A 15,530-nucleotide genomic window follows, 5' to 3' on the forward strand; every position below is an offset into this window, starting at 1 on the left:
CCGCGCTCGATGCCGCCGCCCGCGTGCCCCCCGCTATCCCCGCGCCGGCAGCACCCGCGGGTTGCGCAGCACCAGCGCGGACACCAGCGACACCAGCACGCCCACCGGGAAGATCTCCACGAACGTCATCGGCATGCGCAGCAGCGGATTGCGGTACATCGCCTCGAATTCGCGCGCCTGCTGCACCGCGGCCGCCAAGGCCTCGCCGCTGAGGCCCTTCTCCTTCGCGCGCTCGACCATCTGCCCTGCGAACATCGCGGCGAAATCGCTGTCGATCAGGACCAGCGTCAACTCCCAGGCCGCCACGTAGATCACGCTGGCCACCAGGCTGATGCCGAGCCCCAGCCCGAATGCCGGCCAGAACCGGATCACGCCCCCGCCGGCGTCGTCGCGGTGGCGCTTGATGCCGACGAACACCGCCGACAGCGCCACCAGCATCGAGGCGAACCCGGCCGCCATGCCCCAGTCGGGCGGCGGCTGGCCCTGGTAGGCCAGGCTGACGCCCAGCAGCGCCGCGCCGACCACGACGCCGGCGACCAGGCCGTACTTGAACACGATGCGCAACACGGGGACCTCCGGGGATCGAGTCGAGGAGCCGCCATTGCGCGGCCATCGGCGCCGCGGGGCAATCGCCCGGAAGGGTGATTCTGCGCCGATCGCCCCTCCGAACGGTGGTTCGAAGCGGCTTCGGCCGCCAGGCGACCTGTAGCCCGGACAAGGCCAAAGGCCGCATCCGGGGGCCGATTGCCACGTCAGGCGGCCGACTCCCACGCCAATGCGCCAGCCCCGGGTGCGCTTCGCTTACCCGGGCTACGCGATCCGGGCGTCGCGCTCACGTGGCGATCCGGCCGCCAGGCGACCCGTAGCCCGGATAAGGCCAAAGGCCGCATCCGGGGACCGATTGCCGTAGGGCGGCCGACTCCCACGCCGATGCGCCATCCCCGGGTGCGCTTCGCTTACCCGGGCGACGCGATCCGGGCGTCGCGCTCACGTGGCGATCCGGCCGCCAGGCGACCCGTAGCCCGGATAAGGCCAGAGGCCGCATCCGGGGGCCGATTGCCGCGTAAGGCGCCGACTCCCATGCCAATGCGCCATCCCGGGTGCGCTTCGCTTACCCGGGCGACGCGATCCGGGCGCCGCGCAAGCGCCTCGCCAGGCGATTGGAACGCCATGGGGCGAGGTCAGGCGTCGAGCCGCTGCGCCTCCACCAGCGCCACCAGCCAGTCGATGAACACCCGCAGCCGCGCGCTGACATGCCGGTTCGGCCGCCAGGCGACCGACATCGGCAGCGGATCGATCCGCCAGTCCGCCAGCACCTGCACCAGCTCGCCGGCCGCCACGTGCGCGCGGGCGATGTAGGTCGGCAGGGTCAGCACGCCCAGCCCGGCCACGCCCGCGGCCACGTAGGCATTGCCGTCGTCGACCGCCAGCACGTGCCGCGCCCGCACCTGCACCCGCTCGCCGCCGCGCTGCATGCCCAGCGGCAGCACCGGCACGCCGCGACGCATTGACTGGAACCCGACCACGCGGTGCGGGCCGCCGGCGGACAGCTGCGCGGGATGCCCGGGCACCCCGGCGCGCGCCAGGTAGGCCGGTGCGGCGAAGGCGCCCATCCCCAGGTCGACCAGCCGGCGCGCCACCAGCGACCCGTCGGCCAGCGCACCGCCACGGACCACGCAGTCGACGTTGTCGTCGACCAGGTCCACCACGCGGTCGCTCACGCCAAGCTCCAGCACCACGTCGGGATAGCGCGCGTGGAAGTCCGGCAGTGCCGGCACCAGCACCAGGCGCGCGAACGGGCTGGGCACGTCCACCCGAAGCCGCCCGCCGGGAGTCGCCGCCGCGCCGGTCACGCTGGCCTCGGCCTCGGCCAGGTCGGCCAGCAGGCGCACGGCATGGTCGAAGAACGCGGCGCCGTCGGAGGTCAGCGCCACCCGGCGCGTGGTGCGGTTGAGCAGGCGCACGCGCAGCCGCTGCTCGAGCTGCTGCACCAGCTGGGTCGCGGAGGTGCGGCTGATGCGCAGCGATTCCGCGGCGCGGGTGAAGCTGCCGGTCTCGACGACGCGGACGAAGGCCTGCAGCGCGTCGAAACGGTCCATGTGGCGGGCCTCGCAGTCGGCTTGATTGTTTGGATTCTACAAACACTGGTGTCCTTAAGGGCCCGTTTATCCGCGAGACGCAAACCAACACAGTCAGGACTCATCCCCGGGCCGCGTCTCGGCCCGCCCCACCAGGAGCCCCCCATGAGCACCCGCGACGTCGTCTTCCCGCCCGTTCCCCACGCGCTCTACCAGCGCCACAGCTATTCGCCCGCCGTACGCGCCAATGGCCTGCTGTTCGTGTCCGGCCAGGTCGGCGCGCGCGAGGACGGCACGCCCGAGCCCGACCTGCTCGACGAAGTGCGTCTTGCCTTCGCCAACCTCGACGCGATCCTCGCCGCCACCGGCTGCAGCTTCGACGACGTGGTCGACACGACCTACTTCATGGTCGACCCCGACCACACCCTCGAGACCATCTGGCCGGTGGTGCAGGAATACCTCGGCCCCGGCCCGCATCCGGCGCTGACCGCGACCGGCGTCACCTGGCTGTCGGGCTTCCGCTTCGAGATCAAGGTGGTGGCGAAGTTGCCGGCCGGCGCCGGCGGCTGATCACGGGCGCGCAGCGCGGCGACCCGCTCAGGGCACCAGTCCGAGTTCGCGCGCGCGCCGCAGCGCATCGGTGCGGCGGCGCGCGCCGAGCTTGGCCAGCAGGCGCGCCACATGGGTCTTCACCGTATTGGGCGAGACGTGCAGGCGCGCCGCGATCTCCTTGTTGGAATGGCCCGCAGCGATCTCGGCCAGCACCGCCAGCTCGCGCTCGCTGATGCCCAGCGCCTGGCGCGCGGCCGGGTTGCCGTCGAACACGGGCGGCGGCGCGCGCCTCGCCAGCAGCCGGGCGCCGAGCCATGCACCGAGCGCGAGGAAACCCGCCGCAAGCAGGCCCTCGGCCAGCAGCGACGCGTGGCTGCGCACCAGCCGCTGGTAGTCCAGCCACTGCAGCGCCAGCGTGCCGAGCGCGAGCAGGCCGCCGTAGAGCAGCGCGGGTTTCCAGGGCAGGCGCGATACGGCGCGGGGCATGCGTGCATCGTAGCCGCGCCACCGGCCGCGCGGTTGCCGCTCCCGCCCGCGCGGCGTTATACAGGCCGGCACCCCCACACACGAGACCACCCCGATGCCCGTCCATGGACAGCTCGACTACGCCGAATATCCCGCGCGCGACCTCGACGCCACGCGCCGCTTCTTCACCGACGCCTTCGGCTGGGCCTTCACCGACTACGGCCCCGACTACATCGCATTCGCGCGCGACGGGGCCGGGCTCGACGGCGGCTTCTACCGCGCCGACCTGGCCGCGCGCGCCGATCGCGGCAGCGCGCTGCTGGTGTTCTACAGCGCGCGGCTGGAAGACACGCAGGCGAAGGTGGAAGCCGCCGGCGGCACGGTGGTCAAGCCGGTGTTCGATTTCCCCGGCGGCCGCCGCTTCCACTTCACCGAACCCAGCGGCAACGAGTTCGCGGTCTGGTCGGAGGCCTGAGCCGGCGCATGGACGAGGACCTGCCCCCGATTCCCGACCACGACACGCCCACCATCGCCGAACGCGAGCTTGTCCTGCGCGAGGGCGAGCGCGAGCAAGCGGTGCGGGTGGCCTTCGGCACGCCGCGGCGCGATGTTCCGGTCGCCGATGGCGGCCACGACTGGCGCTGCCCGCTGCGCATCGTGATCGGCGGGGACGAGATCCGCCGCCAGGGCCTGGGCATCGATTCCTGGCAGGCGCTGCAGGTGGCCTTCGCCATCGCCCGCGAGGAACTGGCCACGCTCGCGGCGCGGCCAGGCGCGGAACTGCGGGTGCTCGGCGTCGTGCTCGATCCGGCGCACCCTGAATTGCCCCACCGTCCCGGCCCGCCTTGGATTCCCTGATCGCCTCCGCCGCGCGCGCGCTCGCGGCCGGCGACACGCTGGCCGCGCTCCAGCGCGTGGCGCTGCGCGACGATGCACCGGCTTTGGCGCTGCGTGGCATCGCCATGGCGCAGCTGGGCGAGCATCCCCGCGCACGCGGACTGCTGCGGCGTGCCGCGCGCGCATTCGGCCCGCGCGAGGCGCTGGCGCGTGCGCGCTGCGCGGTGGCCGATGCCGAGATCGCGCTGGCGATGCGCGAACTCTCCGCGTCCACGCGCGCGCTCGATGCCGCGACCGCGACCCTCGACGCGCGCGGCGACGCGGCCAACGCCGCGCATGCGCGCCTGATCGCGGTGCGCCGCGCCCTGCTGCTGGGCCGGCTCGCCGCCGCGCGCGAGGCGCTGCAGCGTCTCGAAGGCGCGGCCCTGCCGCCTGCGCACGCGGCGATCGCCGGGCTCGCCGCGGCCGAGCTGTCGCTGCGGATGATGCGCAGCGGGCCCGCACGCGCCGCGCTCGCGCAGGCTGCAGGCGCAGCGGCGCGCGCGCGCAATCCGCTGCTGCTGGCGGAAATCGAGGCCGCGCAGGCGCGCCTCGCGCAACCGGCGGCGCGACGCCTGACCGCCAGCGGCAGCCGCCCGCTGCCGCTGGCCGAAGTGGAGGCGCTGTTCGCCACCGATGCGCTGGTGGTGGACGGCTGCCGCCGCGGCCTGCGCATGGCCGGCGCCTGGGTGCCGCTGGCGCGACGACCGGTGCTGTTCACGCTGCTGCACGCGCTCGCCGCGGCGTGGCCCGGCGACATCGCCCGCGACGCGCTGATCGCTGCCGCGTTCCGCATGCGCCATCCGGACGAGACGCACCGCGCGCGGCTGCGGGTGGAACTCGGCCGCCTGCGTGCGCTGGCAAGGCCCTGGGCCGCGATCGAAGCCACGCCGGGCGGGTATCGACTGTTGCCGCACGACGCACGCGAGGTCGCGGTGCTGGTGCCGCCGATCGACGGCCACCAGGCGGCGCTGCTCGCACTGCTGTCCGATGGCGCGGCGTGGTCCACCGCCGCGCTCGCGCTGGCGCTCGACACCAGCCAGCGCAGCGTGCAGCGCGCGCTCGCGGAACTGGAAGCCGACGGGCGCGCGCAGTCGCGCAGCCATGGTCGCACGCGGCGCTGGATCGCCGCGCCGCCGCCCGGATTCGCGACGACATTGTTACTCCCGGCCGTGCCGGCGCCGGCGTAGTGTGCGCTCCACCCCGCCACACCCCAACGGAGACGCACATGAACGCACACCACACCGAGAACACGATCGCCATCGGCGACACCGAAATCGTCCACGACTACGGCCCGTTCGACGCCGGCGCGCCGGTGAACGGCGTCAGCCACGACGGCCGCCACGTCTGGGCCGCACTCGGCGCGCGCCTGGTGGCGATCGACCCGGCCAGCGGCCGCACGGTGCATGCGCTCGAGCGCCCCTGCGACGCCGGTACCGCGTTCGACGGCACCCACCTGTACCAGATCGCCGAGGCGCGGATCGACCGCATCGATCCGGCCACCGGCCACGTGCTGCACTCCATTCCGGCGCCGTCGGAGGGCCGCGATTCCGGCCTGGCCTGGGCGGAAGGCTCGCTGTGGGTCGGCGAATACCGCGAGCGCCGCATCCACCAGGTCGATCCGGACACGGGCGCGGTGCTGCGCACCCTCAACAGCGACCGCTTCGTGACCGGCGTGACCTGGGTCGACGATGCGCTGTGGCACGCCACCTGGGAAGACGACGAGAGCGAGCTGCGCCGGGTCAGTCCCGACGACGGCACCGTGCTCGAACGGCTGCGTCTGCCCGAGGGCATCTTCGTCAGTGGCCTGGAATCCGACGGGCACCGCCTGTTCTGGTGCGGCGGCTGCGACAGCGGCAAGCTGCGGGCCGTGCGCCGCGCCGGCGCCGCCCCGGGCTGACCGCCTGCGCGGCGCGCCCGCGCCGCGCCCTGCCCATCACGATCCGCGCGCGCCATTTCCGGCGCGTCGCGGTTCCGCGGCCGACGCGTTCACGCGCTCCCCAAATGCACGGCGCTCACGCCCAGGGGATCACGATCGGGGGAATATTCCCCCGCAGGAGCACGCGCCATGGCCCGAGCCAAGACCCCCACCGCCACCCCGCCCGGTCGCCAACCGCCGCGCGACGCGAAACCCGCCCAGGACAAGCCCGCCGGTTCGGTCGGGCGCCGCGCGCAGGGCCCCGATCCCGACGCCGACGCGCCGCGCGGCCACGGCGGCGAACTGCAGCAGCAGGCCGGCGGCGAACATCCGCAGCTCACCACCAACCAGGGCGTGGTGATCGCCGACAACCAGAACTCGCTCAAGCAGGGCCCGCGCGGCCCGACCCTGCTGGAAGACTTCATCCTCCGGGAGAAGATCACCCACTTCGATCACGAGCGCATCCCCGAGCGCATCGTGCACGCCCGCGGCAGCGCCGCGCACGGCTACTTCGAGTTGAACACGTCGCTGGCGAAATACACGCGCGCCAAGATCTTCACCGAGGTCGGCAAGCGCACGCCGGTGTTCACCCGGTTCTCCACCGTCGCCGGCGGCGCCGGCTCGGTCGACACCCCGCGCGACGTGCGCGGCTTCGCGGTGAAGTTCTATACCGAAGAGGGCAATTTCGACCTCGTCGGCAACAACATCCCGGTGTTCTTCATCCAGGACGCGATGAAGTTCCCCGACGTGGTGCACTCGGTGAAGATGGAACCCGACCGCGCCTTCCCGCAGGCGGCGAGCGCCCACGACACCTTCTGGGACTTCATCTCGCTCACGCCCGAATCGATGCACATGATCATGTGGGCGATGAGCGACCGCACCATCCCGCGTTCGCTGCGCACGATCGAAGGCTTCGGCATCCACAGCTTCCGCTTCCTCGACGAGCAGGGCAACAGCACCTTCGTCAAGTTCCACTGGCGCCCCAAACTCGGCATCCAGTCGACGGTATGGGACGAGGCGCTGAAGCTGCAGGCGGCCGACAACGACTTCCACCGCCGCGACCTGTTCGAAAACATCCAGGCCGGCAACTTCCCCGAGTGGGAGCTGGGCGTGCAGCTGTTCACCGAGGAAGAGGCCGACCAGTTTCCGTTCGACCACCTCGATCCGACCAAGATCGTGCCCGAGTCGCTGGTGCCGGTGCAGATCATCGGACGCATGGTGCTCGACCGCTGGCCGGACAACTTCTTCGCCGAGACCGAGCAGGTGGCCTATTGCCCCGCCAACATCGTGCCCGGCATCGACTTCAGCAACGATCCGCTGCTGCAGGGCCGGCTGTTCTCCTACCTCGACACCCAGCTTTCGCGCCTGGGCGGGCCGAACTTCCACCAGCTCCCGATCAACCAGCCCAAGTGTCCGTTCGCCAACCACCAGCGCGACGGACACATGCAGATGCAGGTGCACAAGGGGCGGGTGAACTACGAGCCCAGTTCGCTCGACGGCGACAGCCCGCGCGCCGACCAGCGCGCCGGGTTCCGCAGCCATGCCACCGTCGACGACGGGGTGAAGGGCCGCGTGCGCCCGGAGAGCTTCGCCGACCACTACAGCCAGGCGCGCATGTTCTTCCGCAGCCTGGAAGCGCCCGAACAGGCGCACCTGGCCTCGGCGCTGGTGTTCGAACTGTCGAAGGTGGAGACGCCGAAGGTGCGCGAGCGCACGGTTGGCCACCTGGTGCATATCGACCCGTCGCTCGCGCAGCGCGTCGCCGACGGCCTCGGCATGGACAGCGTGCCGCCCGCGCCCGATGCGGCGGTGCCGCCGGCCGACATGCCCGAGGCGCCGGAAGTTCGCATCATCGGCCGCATGCGCGAGACGCTCGAGCACCGCACCGTCGGCATCCTGATCGACGAAGGCAGCGGTGCCGCGGCGCTGAAGGCGCTGCGCAAGGCGGCCGAAGCGGCCGGCGCGACGGTCAAGATCGTCGCCCCCAAGCTCGGTGGCGCGGTGCTGTCGGATGGAAAGAAGCAGCCCGCGGACGGCCAGCTGGCGGGCACCCCGTCGGTGGTGTTCGACGCCGTGGCGGTCCTGCTCAGCGAGGACGCGGGCAGGAAACTGTCGAAGGAATCGGCCGCGGTCGATTTCGTCGCCTTCGCCTGGGCGCACTTGAAGGCGATCGCGCACGATGCAGGCGCCGCGCCGCTGCTCGAGGCCGGCAATGTCGGCAAGGACGCGGGGATCGTCGATGCGGCCGACCCCAAGGCCTTCATTGCCGCAGCGAAGACCCGGCAGTGGGCGCGCGAGCCGAAGCTGCGCACGCTGGCCTGATCAAAACGAGCGGGCGGGTCGTATCGGCCCGCCCGCGTCGGTTGAAACAATCTGGCGAACAGCGTCAGCCGTCCATCGCAGCGGCGATCGGGGTGAGGTCGGCCCGCGACAGCGGACGCACGACGCGCGCCCGTTCCTGCCCGTCGCGCAGCAGCACCAGCGTCGGCCACAGCTTCACGCCGAAGCTGCGTCCCAGCGGCCGGCCGCGACCGTCCTCGATCTTGAGGTGGGTCACGTCATCGCGGCAGGCCAGCAGGGCCTGCAGCGCCGCCTGCGCGGCGCGGCAATGGCCGCACCACGATGCACCGAACTCGACCAGCACCACGCCGGGCATGGCGTCGAGTTCGGCACGCGCGGGCTCCGCTTCCGCGTAATCTGGCCGGTATGTCATCCCGTGAGCTCCCGCTGCCTGCCCGGTGCGCGCGGCGCGCCTAGTGCGGTGCGCGCAGCGCCTGCTCGATCTGTTCCAGCGGTGCGTTGGTCAGGGTCTTGGCCAGTTCGGTCACGGTGCGCGCGACGACTTCCTTGTGCAGCAGCGGGCGCATCCGCCCGAGCGTGGTCGGATCGGCGATCAGCACCAGCGCCTCGTACTGGTGCTTGAGCGCACCCTCGTTGAGCGCCAGCGCCAGTTGCTTGGCGAAGGTCGCCTCGTCGATCTGCTGCCCGGTCGACTCCCCCGGCATGCTGCCCGCGGGGCCGTCGTCATCCATGTTCATCAGCTCGCGCAGCTCCACCTGGTGCAGCGAGAGCGCGCGCTCGTCACCCTTGTTGCGGAACAGGCGCGCGCCGCCGCCGTCGGCGACGACCACCAGGGCTTCGGAGGGAATCATGGTCACGGGCATCTCCACTGGAATCGGAGTACTACCTTCTCCGAGCGCGGATCAAGATGGCGTGACCTGCAGGTCGACGGGCGGCTTCCGCCTGTCGCGCCGCCACGCGCCCAGCCGCTGGATGCCAGCGCGCCCGGCAATGCCGGGCGCGTTGGACTGCACGGGGAGTGCGCCGTACTCAGCGCTTCGACCGGGACTTGCCCTTGGCCGCCGGGGTGGATTTCCCGGGCCTGGATCGCTTGCCCGCCTCCGCGTCCGCGGGGCTGTCCCCGGCGTCGAGCTCGACCTTGGTGGTGCGCGCCATGGTGCCCTCCGCCTTGCCCAGCTCGATGCCCGTCACCGGGTTGGCGTCGGGCGCCGACGTGGATCGATCGGCCATCGCGTCGACGAGCTTCTTCTGCGCCGCCGGCAGGCGCACGCTCGCCGATCCGTCGCCGCCGTCGACCGCGGTGAACCGCGCGGGATCGCTGACGTAGTCGAAGTTCTCGTCGCTGTTCCAGGGTCCGCGCATGTCGCCCTCGCCCTGCGAGGTGTTGACGTACATTTCCTCGAACTCCGGCATGCCGGCCAGCTTGCCCGGCGGGAAGTTCGGCTCGATCGCGTACAGCGCCTTCTCGAACGACTTCTGGTGCGACATCTCGCGCGTCATGAGGAAGGTGAGCGCTTCCTTGACGCCGGGATCGGCGGTGACGTTGATCAGCCGCTCGTAGACGATCTTCGCGCGCGCCTCGGCCGCGATGTTCGAGCGCAGGTCCGCGGTGGGCTCGCCGATGCTGTCGATGTAGCCCGCGGTCCACAGCTGGCCGCCGGAATTGATCAGGGCCGGTCCGCCGCCGTACAGCACCTGGGTCAGGTGCGAATCGTTGCCCGCGCCCTGCAGCGAGCGGAACAGCTCGCCTTCTTCCTCGACCGCCTCGGCCAGCCGGCCCTTGGCGCCCTTGTTGAGCATGCACACCAGCGAGCCGATCACTTCCAGGTGGCTGAGTTCCTCGGTGGAGATGTCGAGCAGCATGTCCTTGCGGCCCGGATCGTCCTCCGCCAGCGCTTGGGTGAAGTAGCGCATCGCCGCGGCAAGCTCGCCCTGCGGACCACCGAACTGCTCGAGCAGCAGGTTCGCCAGCGCGGGGTTGGGTTCGGAGACGCGGACGGTGTACTGGAGTGTCTTGTTGTGGGTGAACATGGTTCGGTTCCCTTGCCGTTCGGCAGGTGGTGGAAGAGGTTGGTTCGATTGCCGGCGCGCGTTGACGCGTCACCCAAGCGCGCGGGTTCGCGCGGGAGGGCCTGGTCGACGCTGGCGCCGCGACAGATGGAGTCTCGGCCGATCAGCGCCGGGTCGCCGGTGGCCGCTTCTCGGGTTCGGGCGGCGCGTGGCGCTGGGTGCCACCCTCGTGGATCGGCATGCGGTCCTTGCCGAAGGGCGACCAGCTGTTGCGGTCGCCGCTTCCGTGGGGATAGGAGCGCTGTTCGCGCTCCAGCTGGTCGGACCCGGGTGCGTCGGGTGGGAGTCCGGAGTCCTTGTCCTTGCTCATGGCGAGCCCCGCCGCTGTGGACGAAACGAGCGTACTTCGCGCACGCGAAGTGGGCGGCACATCGTCAGTGCCCCTGCAGTTCGGGATCACGATCCGGTCCGGAGCCCGGGTCCTGGCGCGGCTGCTGGCCGGGTTGCTGCCCGGGGAACCGCTGCGGATCGGTGCGGGGCTGCCCGGGATCCTGCGCCGGTGGCGCGTGTCCGGGATCATCCCGATCCGGTGTGCCGTGGGCCTGTGGCTGCTGATCGTGCTGCGCAGACATGTGATGGGTCCTTCGTCGCGAGCGGGGTGTCGCCACGGCAAGGTGCGCGCCTTCCAATGCAGAGGGCGTGAGGGGGATTCATCAAACTGACCGCCGCCTTCGGCATGCGCCTATGTGCATCGCGCGCACCTCACGCGCGCCCCGGCGCGGTGTCCGACGCGCGGGCACGCCGATCCTCCTCATGCCTGCGGCCGGGATTCCGCCTTCGGCTCGGCCACTTCCCGCCCGGCCTGCGCGCGGCCGGCCATTTCCGCGCCCGCATCCGAGGCCAGCCTGCGCATCTGCCAGGTCGAGACCACCGACACCAGCCCCACGGTGAGGAAGGCGAACGTGAAATTGATCGGTGCGTCGTCGGCGCGTCCCGACAACGTGCCGGCCAGGCTCAGCGCGAAGCCGCCGATGGTGACGCCCAGCGCGAGCGCGACCTGCTGCGCCATCGCGGCCAGGCTGCTGGCCTGGCTCATGCGCGCCTGGTCGATGTCCGCGTAGGCGATCGCGTTGAGGCTGGTGAACTGCAGCGAGCGCAGGAAGCCGCTGGCCAGCAGCACGCCCACCATCAGCGGGTACGGTGTGTCCGCCCGGAACAGGCCGAAGCCGCACAGCATCAGCGAGGCCGCCAGTCCGTTCCACACCAGTACCGGCCGGAAGCCGAAGCGGTGCAGGATGCGCGGCGCCACCACCTTCATCACCATCGCGCCCGCGGTCGAGGTGAAGGTGACCAGCCCCGACTCCAGCGGGTCGAGCCCGAACGAGAGCTGCAGCATCAGCGGCAGCAGGAACGGCGTGGCGCCGATGCCGATGCGGAACAGCGAACCGCCCACCACCGCCGTGCGGAAGGTGGGGACGCGCAGCAGGTCCAGGCGCAGCAGGGGTTGCGGATGCGTGCGCGCATGGCGGACATACCCCGCCAGCAGGCCCGCGCCGGCCAGCATGCATGCGGCCAGCACCGCGCCCGGCACCAGGCCGCGGCCGATCGCCGAGAGCCCGAACATCGCCAGCGCCAGCCCGCTCGCCGAGAGCAGGAATCCGCGCACGTCCAGCGGCCCCACCGCCTGGCGCAGCTCCGGAATGTGCCGCCACGCAAGCCACATCCCCAGCAGGCCCATGGGAATGTTGATCAGGAAGATGAAGCGCCAGTGCGCGTAGGTGGTGATCGCGCCGCCCAGCACCGGCCCCAGCATCGGGCCCAGCATGGCCGGGATGGTCAGCCAGCTGAGCGCCCGCACCAGTTCGGACTTCTCCACGCTCCGCAGCAGCACCAGCCGCCCCACCGGCACCATCATCGCCCCGCCCATGCCCTGTACGAAGCGCCCGGCCACCAGCTGCCCCAGGCCGTCGCTGGCCGCGCAGCCCAGCGAGCCGAGCAGGAACACCGCGATCGCGGCGATGAACACGCGCCGCGCGCCGAAGCGGTCCGCCACCCAGCCGCTGACCGGGATGAACACGGCCAGCGCCAGCATGTAGGTGGTGATCGCCAGCTTCAGCGCCACGGGCTCGACGCCGAGGTCGGCGGCGATCTGCGGCAGCGAGGTGGAGATCGCCGTGGAGTCCATGTTCTCGATGAACAGCGCGGTGGCGACGATCAGCGGGAGCAGGCGTTGGGGTGGCAATGCGGCGACGGCGACGGGCGGATGCGCATTGTCGGGCGGCAGCCGCGGACGCGGCGTGAGCGCGCCCGCATGCGGAGGTCCATGCAGGCGTGTCTGCATGCGTATCGTCGGGCCGGTGCGGGCGCCGGACCGCGCGTGGACACGTCCGTCCGCGCACCTGCTGGTCGGGCGGCGGCCTGCATGCCCCGTCGCAGGCCGCCTTCACGGTGCACCCACGTCGCGTCGCTAGGCTTCGCACGTTCGCAGTCTCCGGAATACACAAGTCTTGGACGGTCCCACGCCGCGCGGGAACGATGCTGCCGGCAACGCACAGATGCGCCTCTACGAGGCCATCCTCCAGTCGAGCCCGGACCTGATGTACGTGTTCGACCGGCAGCATCGTTTCATCTATGCCAACCAGGCCCTGCTCTCGATGTGGGGCATGGAGGCCGAGCAGGCCATGGGAAAGACCTGCCTTGAACTGGGGTATGCGCCCTGGCATGCGGCGATGCACGACGAGGAGATCGAGCGCGTGGTCGCCACCCGGGCCCCGATCCGCGGCGACGTCCCGTTCCACCACGCGACGCTGGGAACGCGCGTCTACGATTACATCTTCGTCCCCGTGCTGGGCCCGGATGGCGAGGTCGAAGCGATCGCCGGCACCACCCGCGACGTCACCGACCGCAAGCGCCAGGAAGAGGCGCTGCGCCACAGCGAAGAGCGGTTCCGGGCGATGGTGACCGCCAGTTCGGACCTGATCTACCGCATCACGCCGGACTGGCGCGAGGTCGAGGTCGTGGGGGGACGCGCGGTCAGCAAGCTGCCGCGCGGCCAGCCCATCGACTGGTCGACCGAGCACATCCATCCCGAAGACCGTCCGGCCGTGCTCGACGCCATCCAGCGCGCGCGAGCCACCACGGAGTCCTACCAGGCGCAGCACCGGGTCCGGATCGACGGCGAGCAGTGGAACTGGATCAGTTCCCACGCCGTCCCGGTGCAGGATGCGGAGGGCCAGGTGCTGGAGTGGTTCGGCGCCGCCACCGACATCACCGAGCGCGTGCACCACGAACAGCACCTGCACCTGCTGATCAACGAGCTCAACCACCGGGTCAAGAACACGCTGGCGATCGTGCAGTCGATGGTGCTGCAGACGCTGCGCACCTGCCCCGACGCCGGGCGCGCCGCCGAGCTGATCGAAGCGCGCCTGCAGGCCCTGGCCGGCACCCACGACATGCTCACGCGCAGCATGTGGACCGGTGCCACCGTGGACGAGATCGTGCGCATGGCGATGGGGCATTGCCTCGAGGTCGACCCCGACCGCTTCGACGTGCAGGGTCCGCAGGTGACGCTGGAGCCCAAGCGCGCGGTGGCGCTGGCGATGGCGCTGCACGAGCTGTGCACCAACGCACTCAAGTACGGGTCGCTGTCCGTGCCCGGCGGGCGCGTGCGCATGCACTGGATGCGCAAGGACGGCGAGGACGCGCGCCTGGTCATCGACTGGGAGGAAACCGGCGGTCCGCCGGTCGAGGGAGAGCCGGAGCGGCGCGGATTCGGCACGCGGCTGCTGCAGCGTGGGCTCAAGCACGATCTCGGCGGCGACGTCTCGCTCGAATTCGCGCCAGCCGGTGCGCGTTGCCACATCGAAACCCCGCTGCCGGCGCAGGTCGCGTGACGCATCCGCGTTCCGATGCCCGCGGTCCGCGCTTGCATTCCGGCCCCGCTCGCACCGATCCTGTCCGCCGCCACGCCTGTCCATGAGGAACGCCATGCCACGTCGGGTACTCATCGTCGAAGACGAATCGCTCCTGGTCATGGTGCTCGAGGACGTGTTGCCCGCGCTGGGCTGCGAGGTCGCCGCCACCGCGCATTCGGTCGAGTCCGCCCTGGAGGCCCTGGCCGACGACGACCGGGTCGACCTCGCGATCCTCGACGTGAACCTCGCCGGGGACGATTCCTTTCCGATCGCCGATGCGCTGCACGCGCGCGGCATCCCGTTCTTCTTCGCGACCGGCTACGGCGCGTCGGTGCTGCCCGAACGCCATGCCGATGCTCCATTGATCAAGAAGCCCTACGGCCAGCGCGATCTCGAAGCCGCCCTCGCCCGCATGCCGCAGCGCCCGCCGCTGCCCAACTGAGCATCGGCGGCCTGCTCGCGCGCCCGGTCGCCGGCGAGCGGCAGGACGCGCGTTCCGCGCATCGCTGCCCGTTCCGCAGCCCGTGATATGGCCAGTTCCCTGCGGATCGACGCCTCCGCATCCGCGCTGGATCGCGTGCGCGTGAACAGGATTCAGGCATCTGAATCACCCCGCGCGTGTTTTCACGAAGTCGTGGCAAGCCGTCGCCCACATTGGCTCCATCGGGGCTCCCCCACCCCGGCGCCCACGGAGCACTCGCGCATGTCAGTCGTTTCCATGGAAGACCCCTTCACCGCCTCATCCCGTCCTGCCCGCGCCGCTCGCCGCGCTGAGTCGTCCACGCGGCGCAAGCCGGACGTGCTGGAGGAGTGCGTGACGGAATTCACCCGGCGCCTGCGCACCAGCGTGTCGCTGCCCGAGGACGACGAGCACTTCTGGGCGCGCGTCGCCGCGGACATCGATGCGCTGAAAGCGCGCTGCCAGCCGCAGGATGCCTTCGCGTTCGAGCTCAAGGCCGCGCGCGTGCTGGCCGAGTACGGCTTCACCACATGGCCCGAATCGCTGCAGTCGTCCGCGCACCGGGACACCGTGCCCGAGGAAGCCCCGGCGCCCACCCCGTTCGCCGTCGGCCAGGACATGGCAGCGGCCGATCGCGCCCTCAACCGCGCCTCCTGACGCGCCAGTCTGCCTGGAAAGGCGATCGATCCAGGCAACGCGCGATCCGGCCGCTTCGCCCGGTGCAATGCCGCCAGCGATGCCGTCCGCTGCGAGGCGGGCGCGACTCTCCCCCGAGTGATCCCGCCCAGCGAGAGCGCACCCGCTCCGACGCCATACGACAGGCGGCAGCGACGGGCCTCCCAGGTGCAACGATGTCCGCGCCCCGGCCCGCACCGGCCTGCATGTCGCCTTGACACCCGCGGGCCTAGGCTGGACACCGGCAGGTTGGAGGACGGGCGATGCAGATGACCTTTGTC

General features: G+C 71.4%; 15 protein-coding genes and 3 pseudogenes. 10 read left to right on the forward strand and 8 right to left on the reverse strand.

Annotated elements, in window-relative coordinates:
* Positions 1-33 precede the first annotated feature (33 nt).
* Together QFW80_RS06495 and QFW80_RS06500 are read right to left on the reverse strand one after the other, a co-directional pair.
* Positions 34-567 carry a DUF4199 domain-containing protein gene (locus QFW80_RS06495; RefSeq protein WP_280600699.1) on the reverse strand — a complete coding sequence of 178 codons (534 nt, stop codon included), beginning with the start codon at positions 565-567 and terminating at the stop codon, positions 34-36.
* A 614-nt stretch (positions 568-1,181) separates the two neighbouring features.
* Entirely contained in the window at positions 1,182-2,099 is a 918-nt protein-coding gene (locus QFW80_RS06500; protein ID WP_280600700.1) for a LysR substrate-binding domain-containing protein, read from the reverse strand.
* A gap of 144 nt (positions 2,100-2,243) precedes the next feature.
* Here QFW80_RS06500 and QFW80_RS06505 point away from each other — a divergent pair, with 144 nt between their 5' ends.
* Positions 2,244-2,648, forward strand: coding sequence for a RidA family protein (locus QFW80_RS06505; protein ID WP_280600702.1), 405 nt, complete (start codon positions 2,244-2,246; stop codon positions 2,646-2,648).
* Positions 2,649-2,675: 27 nt separating this feature from the next.
* Here the strand turns inward: QFW80_RS06505 and QFW80_RS06510 are convergent, their stop codons facing one another.
* Entirely contained in the window at positions 2,676-3,116 is a 441-nt protein-coding gene (locus QFW80_RS06510; RefSeq protein ID WP_280600704.1) for a response regulator transcription factor, read from the reverse strand.
* A 94-nt stretch (positions 3,117-3,210) separates the two neighbouring features.
* Between QFW80_RS06510 and QFW80_RS06515 the strand changes: the two genes are divergently transcribed.
* The 5 genes from QFW80_RS06515 to QFW80_RS06535 all read left to right on the forward strand — a co-directional run bounded on the left by QFW80_RS06515 (position 3,211) and on the right by QFW80_RS06535 (position 8,211).
* Positions 3,211-3,570, forward strand: a complete 360-nt coding sequence (locus tag QFW80_RS06515; RefSeq protein ID WP_280600706.1) for a VOC family protein — start codon at positions 3,211-3,213, stop codon at positions 3,568-3,570.
* Positions 3,571-3,578: 8 nt separating this feature from the next.
* Positions 3,579-3,953, forward strand: coding sequence for a DUF6968 family protein (locus tag QFW80_RS06520; protein ID WP_280600708.1), 375 nt, complete (start codon positions 3,579-3,581; stop codon positions 3,951-3,953).
* Positions 3,941-5,161 (forward strand): helix-turn-helix domain-containing protein, encoded by a 1,221-nt coding sequence (locus QFW80_RS06525; RefSeq protein WP_280600710.1) that lies wholly within the window; start codon positions 3,941-3,943, stop codon positions 5,159-5,161. Before QFW80_RS06520 ends, QFW80_RS06525 begins: the two co-directional genes overlap by 13 nt.
* A gap of 38 nt (positions 5,162-5,199) precedes the next feature.
* A complete protein-coding gene (locus tag QFW80_RS06530) occupies positions 5,200-5,871 on the forward strand; it encodes a glutaminyl-peptide cyclotransferase (protein WP_280600711.1) in 672 nt (223 codons plus the stop codon).
* A gap of 168 nt (positions 5,872-6,039) precedes the next feature.
* Positions 6,040-8,211, forward strand: coding sequence for a catalase (locus tag QFW80_RS06535; protein ID WP_280600712.1), 2,172 nt, complete (start codon positions 6,040-6,042; stop codon positions 8,209-8,211).
* Between the two features lie 64 nt (positions 8,212-8,275).
* On the opposite strand, the gene QFW80_RS06540 is transcribed toward QFW80_RS06535, so the two are convergent.
* From QFW80_RS06540 to QFW80_RS06560, 5 genes and pseudogenes are all read right to left on the reverse strand, one after another.
* Positions 8,276-8,602 carry a thioredoxin family protein gene (locus tag QFW80_RS06540; RefSeq protein ID WP_280600713.1) on the reverse strand — a complete coding sequence of 109 codons (327 nt, stop codon included), beginning with the start codon at positions 8,600-8,602 and terminating at the stop codon, positions 8,276-8,278.
* A 40-nt stretch (positions 8,603-8,642) separates the two neighbouring features.
* Positions 8,643-9,041, reverse strand: a complete 399-nt coding sequence (locus QFW80_RS06545) for a host attachment family protein (RefSeq protein WP_280601361.1) — start codon at positions 9,039-9,041, stop codon at positions 8,643-8,645.
* Between the two features lie 280 nt (positions 9,042-9,321).
* Positions 9,322-10,221 (reverse strand): annotated as a pseudogene (locus tag QFW80_RS06550) (manganese catalase family protein); the annotation flags it as partial.
* Between the two features lie 142 nt (positions 10,222-10,363).
* On the reverse strand, positions 10,364-10,570 hold the full coding sequence (locus tag QFW80_RS06555) for a hypothetical protein (protein ID WP_280600715.1): 207 nt from the start codon (positions 10,568-10,570) through the stop codon (positions 10,364-10,366).
* A gap of 441 nt (positions 10,571-11,011) precedes the next feature.
* On the reverse strand, positions 11,012-12,541 hold the full coding sequence (locus tag QFW80_RS06560; protein ID WP_280600717.1) for an MFS transporter: 1,530 nt from the start codon (positions 12,539-12,541) through the stop codon (positions 11,012-11,014).
* Between the two features lie 214 nt (positions 12,542-12,755).
* Here QFW80_RS06560 and QFW80_RS06565 point away from each other — a divergent pair.
* The 4 genes and pseudogenes from QFW80_RS06565 to QFW80_RS06580 all read left to right on the forward strand — a co-directional run.
* Positions 12,756-13,130, forward strand: a pseudogene (locus QFW80_RS06565) (PAS domain-containing protein); the annotation flags it as partial.
* 45 nt (positions 13,131-13,175) lie between these two features.
* Positions 13,176-14,093 (forward strand): annotated as a pseudogene (locus tag QFW80_RS06570) (sensor histidine kinase); the annotation flags it as partial.
* A gap of 94 nt (positions 14,094-14,187) precedes the next feature.
* Positions 14,188-14,556 carry a response regulator gene (locus QFW80_RS06575; protein ID WP_280600718.1) on the forward strand — a complete coding sequence of 123 codons (369 nt, stop codon included), beginning with the start codon at positions 14,188-14,190 and terminating at the stop codon, positions 14,554-14,556.
* 261 nt (positions 14,557-14,817) lie between these two features.
* Positions 14,818-15,231, forward strand: a complete 414-nt coding sequence (locus tag QFW80_RS06580; protein WP_280600719.1) for a hypothetical protein — start codon at positions 14,818-14,820, stop codon at positions 15,229-15,231.
* Positions 15,232-15,530 lie beyond the last annotated feature (299 nt).

It is taken from the genome of Luteimonas rhizosphaericola, from assembly GCF_029888045.1.
Lineage (GTDB): Bacteria > Pseudomonadota > Gammaproteobacteria > Xanthomonadales > Xanthomonadaceae > Luteimonas > Luteimonas rhizosphaericola.

What these genes read in the sequence shown, in the direction of transcription:
- QFW80_RS06500 (WP_280600700.1), bottom strand. Translation starts at nt 2,099, where the DNA reads ATGGACCGTTTCGACGCGCTGCAGGCCTTCGTCCGCGTCGTCGAGACC.
- QFW80_RS06505 (WP_280600702.1), top strand. Translation starts at nt 2,244, where the DNA reads ATGAGCACCCGCGACGTCGTCTTCCCGCCCGTTCCCCACGCGCTCTAC.
- QFW80_RS06510 (WP_280600704.1), bottom strand. Translation starts at nt 3,116, where the DNA reads ATGCCCCGCGCCGTATCGCGCCTGCCCTGGAAACCCGCGCTGCTCTAC.
- QFW80_RS06515 (WP_280600706.1), top strand. Translation starts at nt 3,211, where the DNA reads ATGCCCGTCCATGGACAGCTCGACTACGCCGAATATCCCGCGCGCGAC.
- QFW80_RS06520 (WP_280600708.1), top strand. Translation starts at nt 3,579, where the DNA reads ATGGACGAGGACCTGCCCCCGATTCCCGACCACGACACGCCCACCATC.
- QFW80_RS06530 (WP_280600711.1), top strand. Translation starts at nt 5,200, where the DNA reads ATGAACGCACACCACACCGAGAACACGATCGCCATCGGCGACACCGAA.
- QFW80_RS06535 (WP_280600712.1), top strand. Translation starts at nt 6,040, where the DNA reads ATGGCCCGAGCCAAGACCCCCACCGCCACCCCGCCCGGTCGCCAACCG.
- QFW80_RS06540 (WP_280600713.1), bottom strand. Translation starts at nt 8,602, where the DNA reads ATGACATACCGGCCAGATTACGCGGAAGCGGAGCCCGCGCGTGCCGAA.
- QFW80_RS06545 (WP_280601361.1), bottom strand. Translation starts at nt 9,041, where the DNA reads ATGATTCCCTCCGAAGCCCTGGTGGTCGTCGCCGACGGCGGCGGCGCG.
- QFW80_RS06555 (WP_280600715.1), bottom strand. Translation starts at nt 10,570, where the DNA reads ATGAGCAAGGACAAGGACTCCGGACTCCCACCCGACGCACCCGGGTCC.
- QFW80_RS06560 (WP_280600717.1), bottom strand. Translation starts at nt 12,541, where the DNA reads ATGCAGACACGCCTGCATGGACCTCCGCATGCGGGCGCGCTCACGCCG.
- QFW80_RS06575 (WP_280600718.1), top strand. Translation starts at nt 14,188, where the DNA reads ATGCCACGTCGGGTACTCATCGTCGAAGACGAATCGCTCCTGGTCATG.
- QFW80_RS06580 (WP_280600719.1), top strand. Translation starts at nt 14,818, where the DNA reads ATGTCAGTCGTTTCCATGGAAGACCCCTTCACCGCCTCATCCCGTCCT.